11 protein-coding genes and 1 other annotated feature are annotated in these 15,914 nt (G+C 39.3%); of the genes, 5 read left to right on the plus strand and 6 right to left on the minus strand.

Annotation, left to right across the window (positions count from 1 at the left end; translation table 11 throughout):
* Positions 1 to 166: 166 nt before the first annotated feature.
* Positions 167 to 1,435: a tyrosine--tRNA ligase gene (gene tyrS / locus AC1DCY_RS25195; protein WP_477354859.1), complete on the minus strand. Its 1,269-nt coding sequence runs from the start codon at positions 1,433 to 1,435 to the stop codon at positions 167 to 169.
* Between the two features lie 74 nt (positions 1,436 to 1,509).
* Positions 1,510 to 1,713 (minus strand) — a binding site (T-box leader).
* A gap of 102 nt (positions 1,714 to 1,815) precedes the next feature.
* Between tyrS and AC1DCY_RS25200 the strand changes: the two genes are divergently transcribed.
* Together AC1DCY_RS25200 and AC1DCY_RS25205 are read left to right on the plus strand one after the other, a co-directional pair.
* Positions 1,816 to 4,941 (plus strand): transglycosylase domain-containing protein, encoded by a 3,126-nt coding sequence (locus AC1DCY_RS25200; protein ID WP_477354862.1) that lies wholly within the window; start codon positions 1,816 to 1,818, stop codon positions 4,939 to 4,941.
* A 92-nt stretch (positions 4,942 to 5,033) separates the two neighbouring features.
* Positions 5,034 to 5,915: an NAD-dependent epimerase/dehydratase family protein gene (locus tag AC1DCY_RS25205; protein WP_477354865.1), complete on the plus strand. Its 882-nt coding sequence runs from the start codon at positions 5,034 to 5,036 to the stop codon at positions 5,913 to 5,915.
* Between the two features lie 362 nt (positions 5,916 to 6,277).
* Here the strand turns inward: AC1DCY_RS25205 and AC1DCY_RS25210 are convergent, their stop codons facing one another.
* The 5 genes from AC1DCY_RS25210 to acsA form a co-directional block, all read right to left on the minus strand.
* Positions 6,278 to 7,408 (minus strand): acetylornithine transaminase, encoded by a 1,131-nt coding sequence (locus AC1DCY_RS25210; RefSeq protein WP_477354868.1) that lies wholly within the window; start codon positions 7,406 to 7,408, stop codon positions 6,278 to 6,280.
* 135 nt (positions 7,409 to 7,543) lie between these two features.
* On the minus strand, positions 7,544 to 8,329 hold the full coding sequence (gene argB / locus AC1DCY_RS25215) for an acetylglutamate kinase (RefSeq protein ID WP_477354871.1): 786 nt from the start codon (positions 8,327 to 8,329) through the stop codon (positions 7,544 to 7,546).
* Positions 8,292 to 9,524 carry a bifunctional glutamate N-acetyltransferase/amino-acid acetyltransferase ArgJ gene (argJ, locus tag AC1DCY_RS25220; protein ID WP_477354874.1) on the minus strand — a complete coding sequence of 411 codons (1,233 nt, stop codon included), beginning with the start codon at positions 9,522 to 9,524 and terminating at the stop codon, positions 8,292 to 8,294. Before argJ ends, argB begins: the two co-directional genes overlap by 38 nt.
* Positions 9,525 to 9,585: 61 nt before the next feature.
* Positions 9,586 to 10,620, minus strand: coding sequence for an N-acetyl-gamma-glutamyl-phosphate reductase (gene argC, locus AC1DCY_RS25225; protein WP_477354877.1), 1,035 nt, complete (start codon positions 10,618 to 10,620; stop codon positions 9,586 to 9,588).
* Between the two features lie 568 nt (positions 10,621 to 11,188).
* Entirely contained in the window at positions 11,189 to 12,916 is a 1,728-nt protein-coding gene (acsA, locus tag AC1DCY_RS25230; protein ID WP_477354880.1) for an acetate--CoA ligase, read from the minus strand.
* Positions 12,917 to 13,264: 348 nt separating this feature from the next.
* On the opposite strand from acsA, the gene AC1DCY_RS25235 reads away from it, so the two are divergent.
* The 3 genes from AC1DCY_RS25235 to AC1DCY_RS25245 are packed head-to-tail and all read left to right on the plus strand — an operon-like array spanning position 13,265 to position 15,729.
* The gene (locus AC1DCY_RS25235; RefSeq protein ID WP_387082460.1) at positions 13,265 to 13,897 is read left to right on the plus strand and encodes a GNAT family N-acetyltransferase; all 633 of its coding nucleotides are present in this window, start codon (positions 13,265 to 13,267) and stop codon (positions 13,895 to 13,897) included.
* A gap of 24 nt (positions 13,898 to 13,921) precedes the next feature.
* Entirely contained in the window at positions 13,922 to 14,572 is a 651-nt protein-coding gene (locus AC1DCY_RS25240) for an acetoin utilization AcuB family protein (protein WP_477354883.1), read from the plus strand.
* Complete coding sequence (locus AC1DCY_RS25245) at positions 14,569 to 15,729, plus strand: acetoin utilization protein AcuC (RefSeq protein ID WP_477354886.1); 1,161 nt, start codon at positions 14,569 to 14,571, stop codon at positions 15,727 to 15,729. The genes AC1DCY_RS25240 and AC1DCY_RS25245 overlap by 4 nt, the downstream gene beginning before the upstream one ends.
* The last annotated feature ends 185 nt before the right edge of the window (positions 15,730 to 15,914 follow it).

The following is a 15,914-nucleotide window of genomic DNA, read 5'->3' on the forward strand; positions in this document are numbered from 1 at the left end:
CCTCGCATTAATGGCCGTGAATTTAAGGAAATTCACAGCCATTAACTAAGAGCTAGATGGAGACAACATAAAAAATAGAGAAATCCGAATTTGAATGAATTCAAATTCGGATTTCTCACTAATTGAAGCTAGTTATGTCCCAGCCTCCTTGTTGTATAAGTCTAAGTTAAACAAACTTCACCATATGGTATTTTTTCTTGCCGCGACGAACAATGCTAAATGCATCTTCTAAACGATCTTTGCTGTCGATTACATATTCTAATTCAGTGACCTTTTCACCGTTCACGCTAATCGCACCATTTGTTACGTCTTCACGAGCTTGACGTTTTGAAGGTGAAATACCCGCTTCCACTAATAAGTCCACGATGTTTTTATCTTCTTTCGCCAATTCAATAGAAGGAACATCTTTAAACGCATCCTTCATTTCATCAGCAGAAAGTGCTTTTAAGTCACCAGAGAATAAAGCAGCTGTAATGCGAATTGCTTGGTCTAATGCTTCTTGACCATGAATTAAGCGAGTCATTTCTTCAGCTAGTGCTTTTTGTGCCTTACGTAAATGTGGTTCCTCTTCTACAGATACTGCTAAAGCTTCGATTTCTTCACGAGAAAGGAATGTGAAGATTTTTAAGTATTTTACAACATCAGCATCCGCAGCATTAATCCAGAATTGGTAGAACTCGTATGGAGATGTTTTCTTACTATCTAACCATACAGCACCACCAGCTGTTTTACCAAATTTCGTACCGTCTGCTTTCGTTACTAAAGGAATTGTTATACCAAAGGCTTTCGTCTCTTCCTCATGTGTTTTACGAATAACTTCTAAACCTGTTGTAATATTCCCCCACTGGTCAGAGCCACCCACTTGAATGCGACAGTTGTAATGGTTGTATAAATGATTGTAATCAATACCTTGAATTAATGTATAAGCAAACTCAGTAAATGAAATCCCTGTATCTAGGCGTGATGCAATCGTATCTTTTGCTAACATGTAGTTCACGTTAATTAATTTCCCATAATCACGTAAAAACTCAATCGTATTTATATTGCCAATCCAGTCACGGTTATTAACTAATTGTGCACCATTACCATCTTCTGCAAAGTCAAAAATACGCTCTAATTGACTACGGATACCTTGAACATTTTTATCAATTTGCTCAACTGTTTGTAATTGGCGTTCTTCAGAGCGACCAGATGGATCTCCAATCATACCCGTCGCACCACCAACTAACAAAATTGGACGGTGGCCTGCTTTTTGGAATCGACGTAGCGTTAACAGAGGCACGATATGCCCAATATGCATAGAATCCGCAGTTGGATCAACACCGCAGTATAAAGATACAGATTGTTCATCTAATAATTTTGTCATACCTTCAGCATCAGTTTGTTGGTATAACAATCCGCGCCATTCTAAGTCTTGTAATAATTCGTTCGTCATTTTTATTCCTCCTAAGTGTTTAATAATTCCGTGTAGGGAGAAACAAAAAAGTCCCTACACGCAAAAACATTGCATGCAGGGACGTTAATAACTAACGCGGTACCACCCGGCTTGAAGATGTCATCCATCTTCCTCTTCATTCAACCGCCTTTATCGCAGGCGCGCACGTCTAAGCTCCAAGCACGTAATTCGTCTCTATATTATGACCAGCTTTCACCAACCGCTGGCTCTCTATACAGGGAATATAGACACTACTGCAAGCTCTTCATCACTAGAAAACTATAAGCATTATTCTAAACGATTCTTTTTCATTGTCAATAACTATGTTCGACCTAAATCAATATGTGCTATAATAGACAAGATTTTAGGAGGTCGATACATTGAAAGATTGGATTGAGAAAATCAATGCAAAGATCGATGAGTTTATTCAAAAAAAATGGATGAAGAAATTACGCATTTCAGGAAGTGTTACCTGGAATTTATTTTTACTATTTTTAGTCTTTGCATTGGTAGGCACTGTATTTGCCAGTTCAGTTGGCGCTGGCTATTTTGCTTCACTTGTAAAAGAAGAGCCACTACGCTCAAAGGAAGAATTACGAAAAGAAATTTTCAACTACGATTCAACAAGTGAAATTTATTTTGCCAACGATATTTATATCGGAAAATTACGTACAGATTTAGACCGCCGAGTAACAACATTAAACGATGTCGCACCTGATGTTGTTAATGCGGTATTAGCGACAGAGGACGAGTATTTCCGTGAACATAACGGAATAGTTCCGAAGGCCGTCGTCCGCGGGCTACTTCAAGACGTAACAAACTCTTCCACTCAAACTGGTGGTTCTACATTAACACAGCAACTTATAAAAAACCAAGTATTAACAAACGAAGTATCTTATGAACGAAAAGCAAAAGAACTTTTACTTGCTATGCGTTTAGAGCACTTTATGACAAAGGAAGAAATTTTAGAGGCCTATTTAAACATAATTCCTTATGGTCGTAACTCTTCCGGTCGAAACATTGCAGGAGTTGAAACAGCTGCAGAAGGTATTTTCAATGTAAAAGCAAAGGATTTATCGCTACCTCAAGCAGCGTATATAGCTGGTATTCCTCAATCACCTTTTGCTTACACACCTTTCACAAATACAGGTGTACTCAAAAGTAAAGAAGCTCTTCAACCGGGTATTGATCGTATGAAAACTGTACTTTATCGTATGAAAGACGCCGGTTACATTAACGAAGCTCAATATAAAGAAGCACTAGCTCATGATATTACTGCTGACTTCCGTTCTCCAGAGATGCGTGCGGAGGATCGCTACCCATGGCTAACGTATGAGCTTGAAAGTCGCGCGACCGAAATTATTGCTGAAAAACTAGCAGTAGAAGATGGTATTGATCCAGAACGCTTAAAAAATGAAAAAAAATTAAAAGATAAATATACGATCCTAGCAGATCGTGATGTCCGCTCAAAAGGTTATCGAATCTATTCAACTATAAATAAAGATATGTATGATTCGATGCAAAAAGCAGCGGAAAACTTTAATAGTTACGGTCATACTTACACCGTTAAAGACAAGGATCCTGTAACAGGTGAAGAAGTGGATGCTCAAATGCCTGTACAGGTTGGTAGTATTTTAATAGAAAATAATACTGGACGTATTTTAAGCTTTGTCGGTGGACGTGACTTTGAATTAAAAAATTATAACTATGCTACACAGGCAAAACGCTCAAATGGTTCAACAATGAAGCCATTACTCGTATATGCACCTGCAATAGAATACGGTGTAATCGGCGCAGGTAGCCCTTTAGTGGACGTGAAATTCTCTGTCGGCGGTTGGAGTCCAAGCAACTATATTACTAGTGATGAACGAGGACTTATACCTGCACGTGAAGCATTAGCTGATTCACAAAACTTATCTGCTTTACGTCTATATTATGATATTCTAAACAGACGTCCTGCCGATTATTTAGTAAAAATGGGGATCTCAACTTTACAGCCTGATGACTTCACAAACCTTGCAGCTGGGATTGGTGGGGTACAAGATGGTATTACTGTTGAAGAGAACACCAATGCCTATGCAACCTTCGCAAACGGCGGACAATTCATTGACGCTTATATGATTGATAGAATTGAAGACCAAAATGGAAATATTATATATAAACACGAAGTTAAACCTGAACAAGTGTTTAGTCCTGAAACATCTTATATCGTTACAGATATGTTACGAGATGTGTTAACAAAAGGAACAGGTACAGTTGCAAAAAATTCACTTAAATTCTCTGCTGACTTTGCAGCGAAGACAGGTACTTCACAAAATTATAAAGACGTTTGGCTAGTTGGCTATAACCCGAATGTTTCTCTTGGAGTATGGATGGGTTATGATAACAATCAATCACTGTATACATTTAATAATACGTATCAGCAGCCTAGTGTGCGAATTAACAAGCTATGGGGAACATTAATGAATTCTGTGTATGATGTCGATCCAGAATTAATTGCCCCTAAAACTAGATTTACGCAACCGAAAAACGTTGTCACTGCATCTTTCTGTGGTATTTCTGGTTTAGCACCTTCAGCAGCATGTGCTAATGCGGGTCTCGTACGCTCTGATTTGTTTAACGCGAAAGTATTTTTACCTTCACAGCCTGATGACAGCTTAGCTTCTTCAAGCGTTGTTACGATTAAAGGTAAAACCTATAATGCACTTCCTAACACACCGCCAGAATTTGTAAAACCAGGTGGTGCAGGTATTAATCAAGCATTTATTAAACGAATGTTAGGTAGACTTGGCGGTAACCCAGCCAGCCTATTACCAAAAAATTCGTCATTATCGAATTCATCGGTATCAGCTGTTGATTTCCCGGCAGATAACAATCCGCCAGCAGCAGTAACCGCTTCAATTAATGGCAATACATTATCTTGGACAGGCTCTTCAAATGACGTAGTCGGTTATCGAATATATAAAGTAACAAACGGTGGTAAAACTCTTGTCGGATCAGTGCTTGAATCATCACAAAGTATGACGGTAGCAAGTGGTCAAGCCTATGTTGTTGTCGCTGTAGACATTACAGGTTTAGCTTCATCGCAATCCAATGTCGTTTCTACTGGTGGTAGTGCGAGTGAAGAACAACCCGAAAAAGACAATGAAGAAAAAGTTCCACCAACTACCCCACCTACTAATGACAATGACTCGAACCATAATGAAAACGGTTCTGAAAATGGCAATGGGTCTAGTGGTAGTAACGGGAACGGCTCGAATAACGGCAATGGTTCTGAAAATAACGGAAATGGCTCAAATAACGGCAATGGTTCTGGAAATAACGGAAACGGCTCAAATAATGGCAGTGGTTCCGGGAATAACGGAAATGGCTCGAATAACGGCAGTGGTTCCGGGAATAACGGAAATGGCTCGAATAACGGCAACGGTTCCGGAAACACTGGGAATGGCTCTAATGGAGGAGACAACGGAAATACAACTCCACCGACTGATCCTCCTTCCCAATAATAGACAAGCATACTACAATTATCTTTTAATTGTAGTATGCTTGTTTTTTTGTCATTATAAAGGGGACTACTAATTTGAAGGGGTGGAAATAATTGAACATTTTAGTTTTAGGAGGCACTCGTTTTTTTGGTAAAAAGCTTGTTGAACTGTGTCTTCAAAATGAGCATAGTGTAACTATCTTAACACGCGGGCAAAGTGGAAATCCTTTTGGTACAAAGGTGAAGCAGCTAATTGTTAATCGAGATGATGCCGATTCGCTGTCACAGGTACTTTCAGGTACAACATGGGATATTGTCTATGATAATATTTGCTATTCTCCTAATGAAGCTCATAAAATATGTGAAATTTTAGAAGGTAAAACGAAAAAGCTCGTTTTTACATCTACTCTATCCACCTACGAAATCGACGGCATTGTCAAAACTGAGGAAGATTTTAATCCATTTGATTATGAAGTTCGAATGGGGAACAGTGAAGATTTTTCATATGGTGAGGGTAAGCGTCAAGCAGAGGCAGTACTTTTCAAAGAGGCCAATTTCCCAGTCGTCGCTGTACGTATCCCAATCGTTATGGGGGAGAACGACTATACACGCCGTTTACATTTTCATATTGAACGAATTTTACAGGAACAGCCTATTTCATTACCAAATATTGAAGCAAAGATGAGCTATATAACGGATGACGAAGCAGCTGCATTTTTATACTTTGCTGGCATTACACCAATTGAAGGACCTTATAATGCAACAGCTACAGGTGCAATTTCGTTAAAGGATTTACTGGGGCTTATTGAAGAAACAACCGGAAAGCATGCAAAAATTTCTCTAGTAGGTGGCGATGAAATGTCGCAGTCACCATATGGGGTTCCAGCAAATTGGTATATGTCAACTACAAAAGCAGAAGCTGCAGGCTTTTCATTTAGTCAACTCCATGATTGGCTCCCTACTCTAGTGAAAACATTAGTAAAAGAGCTACAATAGGATTTCACTAAATAAAAAACTTATCGCCATAACGTGGGGTTGATTTCCGTTCCTGCTGGGCGCTTTCCTGGGGGCGTCCGATGAGCCGCTTCACTCGCGTTGCTCGCTCCAGGGTCTCGGGCCAACAGGATGTTGGTCACGAAGGCGTTATCGCAGGACGTGATGCTTTTAGCCTTCGTTCCTCTATATCGCTAATCCCCAAGGAGTCGCCCAGCCTCCACTCCAATCAACTTATTCATATGGCATATGTTTTATCAAAATGTCATCCCAAACTTCCGATGATAAGCCATTAAAAATCTGCTAGACTTCTCACCAAAGAAGTCTAGCAGATTCATTTTTTATCGTTTTAATTTGACCTGATACTATAACAATATCGTTTTTAAAATCGCAATAGCCTCATCTATTTCCTCTTTTGAAACGGTTAATGGTGGTAGTAACCGAATAACGTTTGGTCCTGCACCTACTAATAATAAGCCGTTTTCCTCTGCTGCAGCTATATACGAGGCTACCTCAGTATCACCACAGCCAATGCCAAGAAGTAAGCCCTGGCCCTGCACCGTATACGTAGAAGGTAGATTCGCTTTCAACTGCTTAACAAAATACGTGGATAGCTCCTGTACATTTTGTAAAAAAGCAGGTTCAAATACATGATTAAGCACGGTTTCAGCAACACTCATCGCAAGCGGGTTCCCACCGAATGTTGTCCCATGTGTGCCAGGGCTAAATGTATCATATAGCTCGGCTGTTCCAAGCATCCCACCGACTGGGAATCCACCACCTAGACCTTTTGCTAATGTCACGATATTTGGTTTTAAAACCGTCTGCTCATAGGCATATCTTGTTCCTGTTCGTCCAATACCTGTTTGAACTTCATCGATAATTAGTAATATTCCTTTGTCGTCACAAGCTTTTGCGATTGCTGCTGCGAATTCTGGTGATACACTGTTAACACCGCCCTCACCTTGAATCATTTCCAGCATAATTGCTGCGACAGAATCATCAAATGTTGCTTCAAGTGCTGCCACATCATTAAAAGGAAGAATCGTAAATTTTTCAACAAGTGGTCCGAAGCCATTATGTACCTTGCCCTGACCTGTTGCGGACATCGCTCCAAAAGTTCGCCCATGAAAGGATTTCTCAAAAGTAATAATATGATTTTTCCCTGTATGCTTACGCGCAAGTTTAATGGCCGCTTCATTTGCTTCCGCCCCACTATTACAGAAAAATGCATAAGAAAAATGTGTATCTGCTATTAATTTTTGCGCAACCTTCTCCTGACCGGGAAGATCAAATAAATTAGAAATATGCCAAAGCTTTTGACTTTGGTCATGAATAGCCTTCACGACTGCCGGATGTGCATGACCAAGACTCACTACAGCGATTCCACTTGTAAAATCTAAATATTTTTTCCCAGCCGAATCTTCTACAACAGTTCCTTGCCCTTTGACAATTTGGGCGCGGCGTTTGCCATAGTTTCCAAATAAAGCACTCATTTTATCAACTCCTCAAAGTAAACCTTTAATCTTCTTTTCTAAACAACTATATTGCTACTTCTATGCCATTAGAACGGTCACCTTATCTATGAAGAAGAATGACTGTTACTGAGTGAGGATGAAGGGAAACTTTATTCATTCGAGTTTACTTCTTCCCCCGGATAAAATCGTCGTACCTACAAGCGATTCCCCAACAATTTGTACTGATGGAATACCTGCATTTAAACATTCGAGAGCTCCTTGGACTTTAGGTATCATCCCACCATAAATATGCCCCTCCTCAATCCATTGATTGATGAAGGAAGGCGTTGCTTTCGATTGATATTCATCATTAATTCGAATACCACTTACATCCGTTACAAGTAATAAGCTATCTGCATCTATAGCTAGTGCTATTTCACTTGCTACCGTATCTCCATTAATATTTAATGCCTGACCATGTTCATCTGATCCAACGCAAGCAATAACCGGTACAATCCCAGCACTAATTAATGCTTCTAGCAAAGATGTATTGACGGTTTTTACTTCACCAACAAAACCGTATATATCTTTATCTAGAAAATCCGCTACAATTAACTGACCATCGAAGCCGTTTAATCCAATTGCAGCAATGCCAGCAGTTGTTAATTCATGAACAAGCGCAGGATTGACCTTTCCTATTAACGTTGACTGTACAATATCAATTGCAGCTTCGCTCGTGACACGAATACCGTTTAAAGCATGTGATTCTATCCCATGCACCGTAAGTTCACGGTTAATAGCTGGGCCTCCACCATGGGTAATAATAAGCTCTATACCGCTTTCTTGGAGTTTTTTAAAATTCTCAAAAAACGACTCATTTAAGCCTTCCAGCGTACTGCCACCAAGCTTAATGACCATTCGTTTACGAGCGGTATGAGGCATTGATTTGAACGTAGTCATAAGTTAGATCACATCCCCAAGCATGCCCCTTGCCTTCCCCAATACCAAGCGACACATAGATTTTCACTTCATGCATTTTTAAAATTTGAATTAACCCATCCTCCGAAAATGGAACTGGCTCACCGTTTTCAACCATAGTTACACCGCCTATTTGGATCGTAATTTTTTCTGGATCAACTGTTGCACCACTATAGCCTACAGCAGCAATAATACGTCCCCAGTTTGCATCACAGCCAAATACTGCTGTTTTCACAAGCGGTGAACCAACTACTGTTTTAGCAATTTTACGTCCTTCTTCATCCGAAAATGCCCCTTCAACTTCAACCTCAATCAGCTTCGTTGCACCCTCACCATCTTTGGCAATCATTTTCGCTAAGTCTTCAGCTACTGTTTTCAATGTATAGTAGAAGTTTTGCCAATCTGGATGGTCAGGAGTTAAAGCTATATTTCCTGCTAAGCCGTTTGCCATGACAACTACTGTGTCATTTGTAGATGTATCCCCATCCACTGTAATTGCATTAAAAGTCATATTTGTTATATCAGATAACGTAGCCTGTAGGACATCTGATTCGATATTTGCATCTGTCGTAATAAAACCTAGCATCGTTGCCATATTTGGTTCAATCATACCTGAACCTTTAGCAACGCCAGCGATAATGATCTCTTTGCCATCAACAATAGTGCTGTAGCTTGTGTTTTTCATAACCGTATCTGTTGTCATAATAGCTTGTGCAAAATCAATAGCACTTTCTAAATTATCCTTTGGCTCTAACTGATTAATCCCATTTGTTACTGGCTCCATATTCATAATTTCACCAATAACACCAGTTGAGCACACACCTACTAAATTTGCCTCGATACCAAGCTTTTCTGCCATGAGGACCTGCATTTTTTGTGCATCCTTCGCCCCTTGCTTCCCTGTACATGCATTAGCATTTCCAGAGTTAACAATCATCGCCTGCATTTTCTTCGTTGTGTACACAACGTCTTTCGTTACTTTTAATGGTGCTGCCTGTACCGCGTTCGTTGTAAAGACACCTGCTACACTTGCGGGTACTTCACTGACTAACACAGCTATATCTTTTTTCTTATGCTTTAAACCACAATGTAAACCCGCAGCTTTAAAGCCCTTTGGTGAAACAATATTTTTACTTGATAATTTTTTCATAATACTTGCAGATGCTATTAATGTCATAAAATCTTTCCTCCTTAGTTAATCAATTTTCCTTGGCATATAAGAATAGCTGACGCTCTGCTTAAATAAAGAACGGAACGACATCTAATCCTGTCGTTTGCGGTAAATCAAATTGAACGTTCATATTTTGAATGGCTTGCCCTGCAGCCCCTTTGACTAAATTATCGATAACGCCAACAATTGTGGCACGATTCGTACGGCTATCAACTTTCACCAAAATGTCGCAATAGTTAGAACCTTTAACACGGTTTGTTCCTAGACTATTTACATCTGTAACAATCCGTACAAACGGATGCTTTTCATAGGCATTCTGTAAACAAGCTACTAGCTGCTGCTCTGTAACACCAGACATAACAGGTGCATATGAGGTAGATAAAATCCCTCTAGTCATTGGCACTAAATGAGTATTAAAAGAAATGGTTGTATCAATCCCTGCGAACATTGAAATGGCCTGCTCGATTTCTGGTATATGCTGATGTGTATTCGTTTTATAGATTGAAAAGCTTTCATTTGCCTCACTAAAATGCGTAGTTTGCGATGGTTTATTTCCAGCTCCTGAAATCCCACTTTTCGCATCAATCACTAAAAAGCTCGAATCTATCAATCGTTCTTTTAACAATGGTAACAACGAAAGTAAAACGGCTGTTGGATAGCATCCTGGATTTGCGATAAGAGGAGCATGTTTAACATTTTCTGCGTTCCATTCAGTTAAGCCATATACACTTTGTTGAATGAATTCCAATGGCGCCGCTTTTTTACCGTACCATGCTTCATAGCTCGCTGGATCTTGTAAACGGAAGTCTCCAGACAAGTCTATTAATTTAGGACCTTTCCCTACCACTGGAGGTAATAGCTCACTTGTCACCCCTGAAGGTGTACTTGTAAAAACAACATCAAACTTCTCTAAAGCCCCATAATCAATTTTTTGTAAAGGCGTATCGGCAATATTAACGAGATGACCAAACTTAGAAGAAAAAATGACACCTTCTTCTGAAGATGTGAATAAATCAATCCGTTCCACCGCTTTATGATTATGTAAAAATCGAATAAGCTCTAATCCACCATATCCGGTTGCACCAACTATTCCTACTTTCAATGCACTCACCTCTGAAATAAGTTAAAATTAGTATACGTCTGCATATTTATTAAGTCAACTGAATTTTTATTTATATTTGAATTTTTCGCAATCTTTATCGAGTAATTGATTTTGGGAAAAGTTTGAATAGCTAAATGCTATAAAAATAAAGAGAATGCTTAGAAAAAATAAATGAAATCCTTAAAAGGTTAACCTATTCACTAGTAATGAATCAGTTTTATCTTCTGCATTTTAATGTATTAAGCAATGCTCTTCACCATAGCGTGGGGTTGATTTCCGTTCCGACTGAGCGCTTTGTAGCTGCCGCTTCGCTTTCGCTACAGATAAAACATTTGTTGTTGCTGACGCTTCGCTTTCGCATAGAGCAAAGCTTCCTGGGGGCGTTCAGTCTTCACTTTAGTCAACTGGCATAGGTTATAAGGTCCTCTCTAATTTTTGTTAATTAACCCTATAAAATGAGGAAACTAATTTCTCTATTATCGAGTAAGAATTTTTCGAATGAAGTTTTACTTTTTCAAAAAAAAAGCAGGAATTTTTCGTCGACCGAATAAATTCCTGCTTCTTATAACTAATCTTCCATCGTAGATAAATCACCAGTTGGTAAATTTAACTCCCACGCCTTTAACACACGACGCATAATCTTACCACTGCGTGTTTTTGGTAGCTTATCCTTAAATTCGATTTCACGTGGTGCTGCGTGTGCAGATAAGCCCTTTTTAACAAAATTACGAATATCCTCAATCAATGCATCTGAAGGTTCAACACCCTCACGTAATGATACAAATGCTTTAATAATTTCACCTCGTACAGGATCTGGCTTTCCTATTACTCCTGCCTCTACTATATCAGGATGCTCTAGTAGCTTACTTTCTACCTCGAAAGGACCTACTCGCTCACCAGCTGTCATAATAACATCATCTACACGCCCTTGGAACCAGAAGTAACCATCATCATCCATATAGGCAGAGTCCCCGGACACATACCATTCACCTTTTAAGAAGTAGGATTCATAACGCTCTGGATTCCCCCAAATTTGACGCATCATTGCAGGCCAGCCACGTCGAACTGCTAAATTACCCATTGTAAAAGGTGGTACTTCATTGCCAGCATCATCAACAATCGTCGCATGAATTCCTGGTAATGGTTTTCCCATTGACCCTGGCTTAATATCCATAGAAGGATAGTTACAAATCATATGGGCACCAGTTTCTGTCATCCACCATGTATCATGAATACGGTGTCCTAACTCATCAATCCCCCAACGAATTACCTCTGGATTTAACGGCTCACCAACAGATAAAATGTGACGTAACGAAGATAGATCATAGTTCTCAAGCATACCACTACCGGCACCCATTAACATTCTGAAAGCAGTTGGTGCACTATACCAAACTGTTACACTATAATCCTCAATTGCTTGGTACCAAGCTTGTGGTGAAAATCTCCCACCAACAATTAGCATTGTGACACCATTTAACCATGGACCAAAAATGCCATATGCTGTGCCTGTTACCCATCCTGGATCAGCCGTACACCAGTAAATATCGTCTTCACGCAAATCTAATACCCATTGCGTTGATTGATATTGTTGAAGCATTGCATTATGAACATGCAATACGCCCTTTGGTGCTCCTGTTGATCCAGAAGTATAATGAAGAATCATACCATCCTCTCGGTCCACCCATTCAATATCAAATTGAGAAGATGCTTCTTCCAAGCATCTATTAAAATCTAAAATTTGTGGTGTTTCCTCTATATCAGATCCTACTAAAAAGATGTGCTGCAAATGCGGTAGCTTTGCTAAAGGTACACGCTCAAGTAACTCTGGTGTTGTCACTAATACTTTAGCTTCGCTATCTGCAAGTCTGTCATAAACAGCACCTTCCATAAATGCCTCGAATAACGGACCTACAATAACCCCCATTTTCAATGCGCCTAATAAAGAAAAATAAAGCTCAGGTGAACGCGGCATGAAAATAAATAATCGATCACCTTTTTCTAAATTTGTTGCTGCCTTAAAAACATTTGCAGCTTTATTCGTCAGCTTTTTCATTTCATTGAAGGAATAAGCCTCTTTACGCTTTCCATCATTAAAATAAAGTGCAACTTTGTTTTTTCGATGCGTTTCTGTATGACGATCAATTGCCTCATATGCCATATTCACAAGCCCTGTTTCATACCAACTGAATCCCTTTTCTGTCTCTACCCAATCATGTGTTGCCGCAGCCTTTTCATAATCAGGCAAATTATATTGCCCCGGTAAAGCATTCAACTTCTCCAACATTTTCATCCCCATGAAACTACCCCTCTCTTTGCTATCGCCTTAGTACATTAGTAAGCAAATTTCAAATCGTCGTAATTTCATTATTTTCCCCTTTCAAAATTCGCCACCTTCTCCAAAGACAACTACGTTATGTAGCAATTGTTATACAACAGTTTGTGTAGTGCAAAGATAGTGAATGCTTATTCACACTACATTCATCTGTTGAATAACAGATGCAGTATAAATATATTTTACACGAATTCATTAAGAATGTCTTAATATTTTTATTTTTCCGAAAATGCATGTATATTTTGCAAAAATAAGCGTTTTTCCGCAGGAAATCAGCTATAATGGAATTATTAAACTCAGGTGGTGTAATTTATGGAACATAAAAAAACTTTTTTTTCTGTAACAAAGGAAACTAAGCATGGTACTGTGTATGTGGAAGGACCTGTTCCTCCAGAAAAATTAGCTACATATTCATTCCACGAAGGCTTGGTTGCTTTTAGACCTCCAAAGCAACAGCAGCAAGCCATTATAGAAATTGCAGGACTTCCTGAAGGACGAATTATTATTATTCGAAATGAAAACATTATTGTAGGTTACGTCACTTATTTATATCCAGATCCACTCGAACGATGGGCGGAGGATCGAATTGATAACATGATTGAGCTAGGTGCTATTGAAGTCATTCCAGACTATCGTGGTACTGGTGCTGGTAAGGCACTACTAGCGGTGTCTTTTATGGGGGATGAAATGGAAGACTATCTTGTTATCACTACCGAATATTATTGGCATTGGGACTTAAAAGGGACTGGTTTAAATGTTTGGGATTATCGCAAAATGATGGAGAAAATGATGGGCTCTGCCAACTTCGAATATTTTGCTACAGATGACCCTGAAATTACTTCACATCCTGCTAACTGCCTGATGGCACGTGAAGGAAAACGCGTGCCTCCTGAGACAATGGAAAGATTTGATAGACTTCGCTTTAAAAATCGCTTCATGTATTAAAAACAACACACAGGGGATGAGTATATGATTGTAGAAGAAATTATGAATGATGAGCCCTACACGCTGGCTCCGACAAATACAGTGGTTGAAGCGCTGAAGTTCATGCGTGAAAAAAAAGTACGTCATTTGCCAGTTGTAGATGAGGAGCATCATGTTCTTGGGGTGATCACTGAAAGAGATATTAAAGAGGCATTGCCTTCCTCGTTACGGGATGAGCCTAATTCTCCAGTTTTTAATGCAAAAGTGGAAGAGATTATGGTTAAAAATCCAATTGTCGGCCATCCACTTGATTTCGTAGAAGAAGTAGCTCTTACTTTTTATGAATCTAAAGTAGGCTGTTTACCAATTGTCTCCGGAGGGAAATTAGTTGGGATTGTAACTACCACCGATTTACTCTATACATACATAGAGTTAACTGGTGCCACTGAACCTGGCTCAAAAATTGAAATTCGTGTATCCGATACGCCAGGAATACTATTTGAGATTACTAAAATTTTCAATGAACATCATGCAAATGTCCAAAGCGTCTTAGTTTATCCTGACTCTGAAAATACGCAAAATAAAATTTTAAGTATCCGAGTAAAAACTCTAAATCCACTAGCTATGATTGAAGAACTTCGTAAAGAGGGCTTTGATGTATTATGGCCTAATTTACCAGGTGTTTCGTTACAATGAAAAAAGCAGTATTTGTTTACTCGCCAGAGCAACTCGGATATAAATTTTCAGATACCCATCCTTTCAATCATAAACGCTTGACGCTTACAATGGATTTGTTAAAGAATATTGATGCACTTGATGATTTAGATATCGTGCCTGCTCGTGTCGCAACAGAGGAGGAGCTTTTACTTGCACATGATCCAAAATATATTGATATCGTTAAAAGAGCAGGGCATGGTGAGCTTTCAGAGGCACAATGTGAAAGCTACGGCATAGGCACCGAAGATACACCCATTTTTGAAAATATGCACGAAGCAAGTGCCCAACTTGTCGGTGGAACGTTAACAGCTGTCGATTATGTTATGGAAGGAAAAGCCGAGCACGCCCTCAATTTAGGTGGAGGGCTACATCACGGCTTCCGTGGCCGTGCATCAGGTTTTTGTATTTATAACGATAGTACAGTAGCTATTCGCTATTTACAGGAAAAATACAATGCTCGTGTACTTTATGTAGATACCGATGCCCATCATGGCGATGGGGTGCAATGGAGTTTTTATGAAGATCCAGATGTTTGTACATTGTCTATTCATGAAACAGGGCGCTACCTTTTCCCCGGAACTGGTAATATTACGGAACGCGGAAATGGACAAGGCTATGGCACTTCTTTTAATTTTCCAATTGATGCTTTTACAGAAGACGAGAGTTTCCTAGAAATATATGAAAAGGCTATGCGAGAAGTCTTTGAATTTTTCAAGCCGGATGTTGTGTTAACGCAAAATGGCGCAGATGCACATTATTTTGATCCATTAACACATTTATATGGAACAATGAACATTTATAGAGAAATTCCAAAGCTTGCGCATAAATTAGCACATGAATATTGTGGGGGAAAATGGATTGCTGTTGGTGGTGGGGGCTATGATATTTGGCGTGTCGTGCCTCGCGCATGGTCTATGCTATGGCTTGAAATGACAGATCAGCAATTACCAACAGGACCCCTACCTCAAGCATGGTTAGATCGTTGGCAGCCTGAAGCACCAGTGCCTTTTATTCCAACTTGGGAGGATCCAAATCCATTGTATGAGCCAATCCCTCGAAAGGCTGAGATTGAAGAAAAAAACGCGCAAATGCTAACCAAAGCGCTTCATATTATCCGCAATGAAAAACACGTTTAACACTATGCCTCACGACAATCGTGAGGCTTTTTATTTTGGTTCTATAATATTTGTTGGGGTATTCACACAATTCCACGCATAAAAAAAGCACAGATTCACCGATTTATATATACTTGAATTGTCGAGAAACAAGTAATAGAAAGGTGAACTGTGCAAATGAATTTTAACATGAATATCCCAGGATT

This window comes from Lysinibacillus sp. 10T31 (assembly GCF_056394365.1).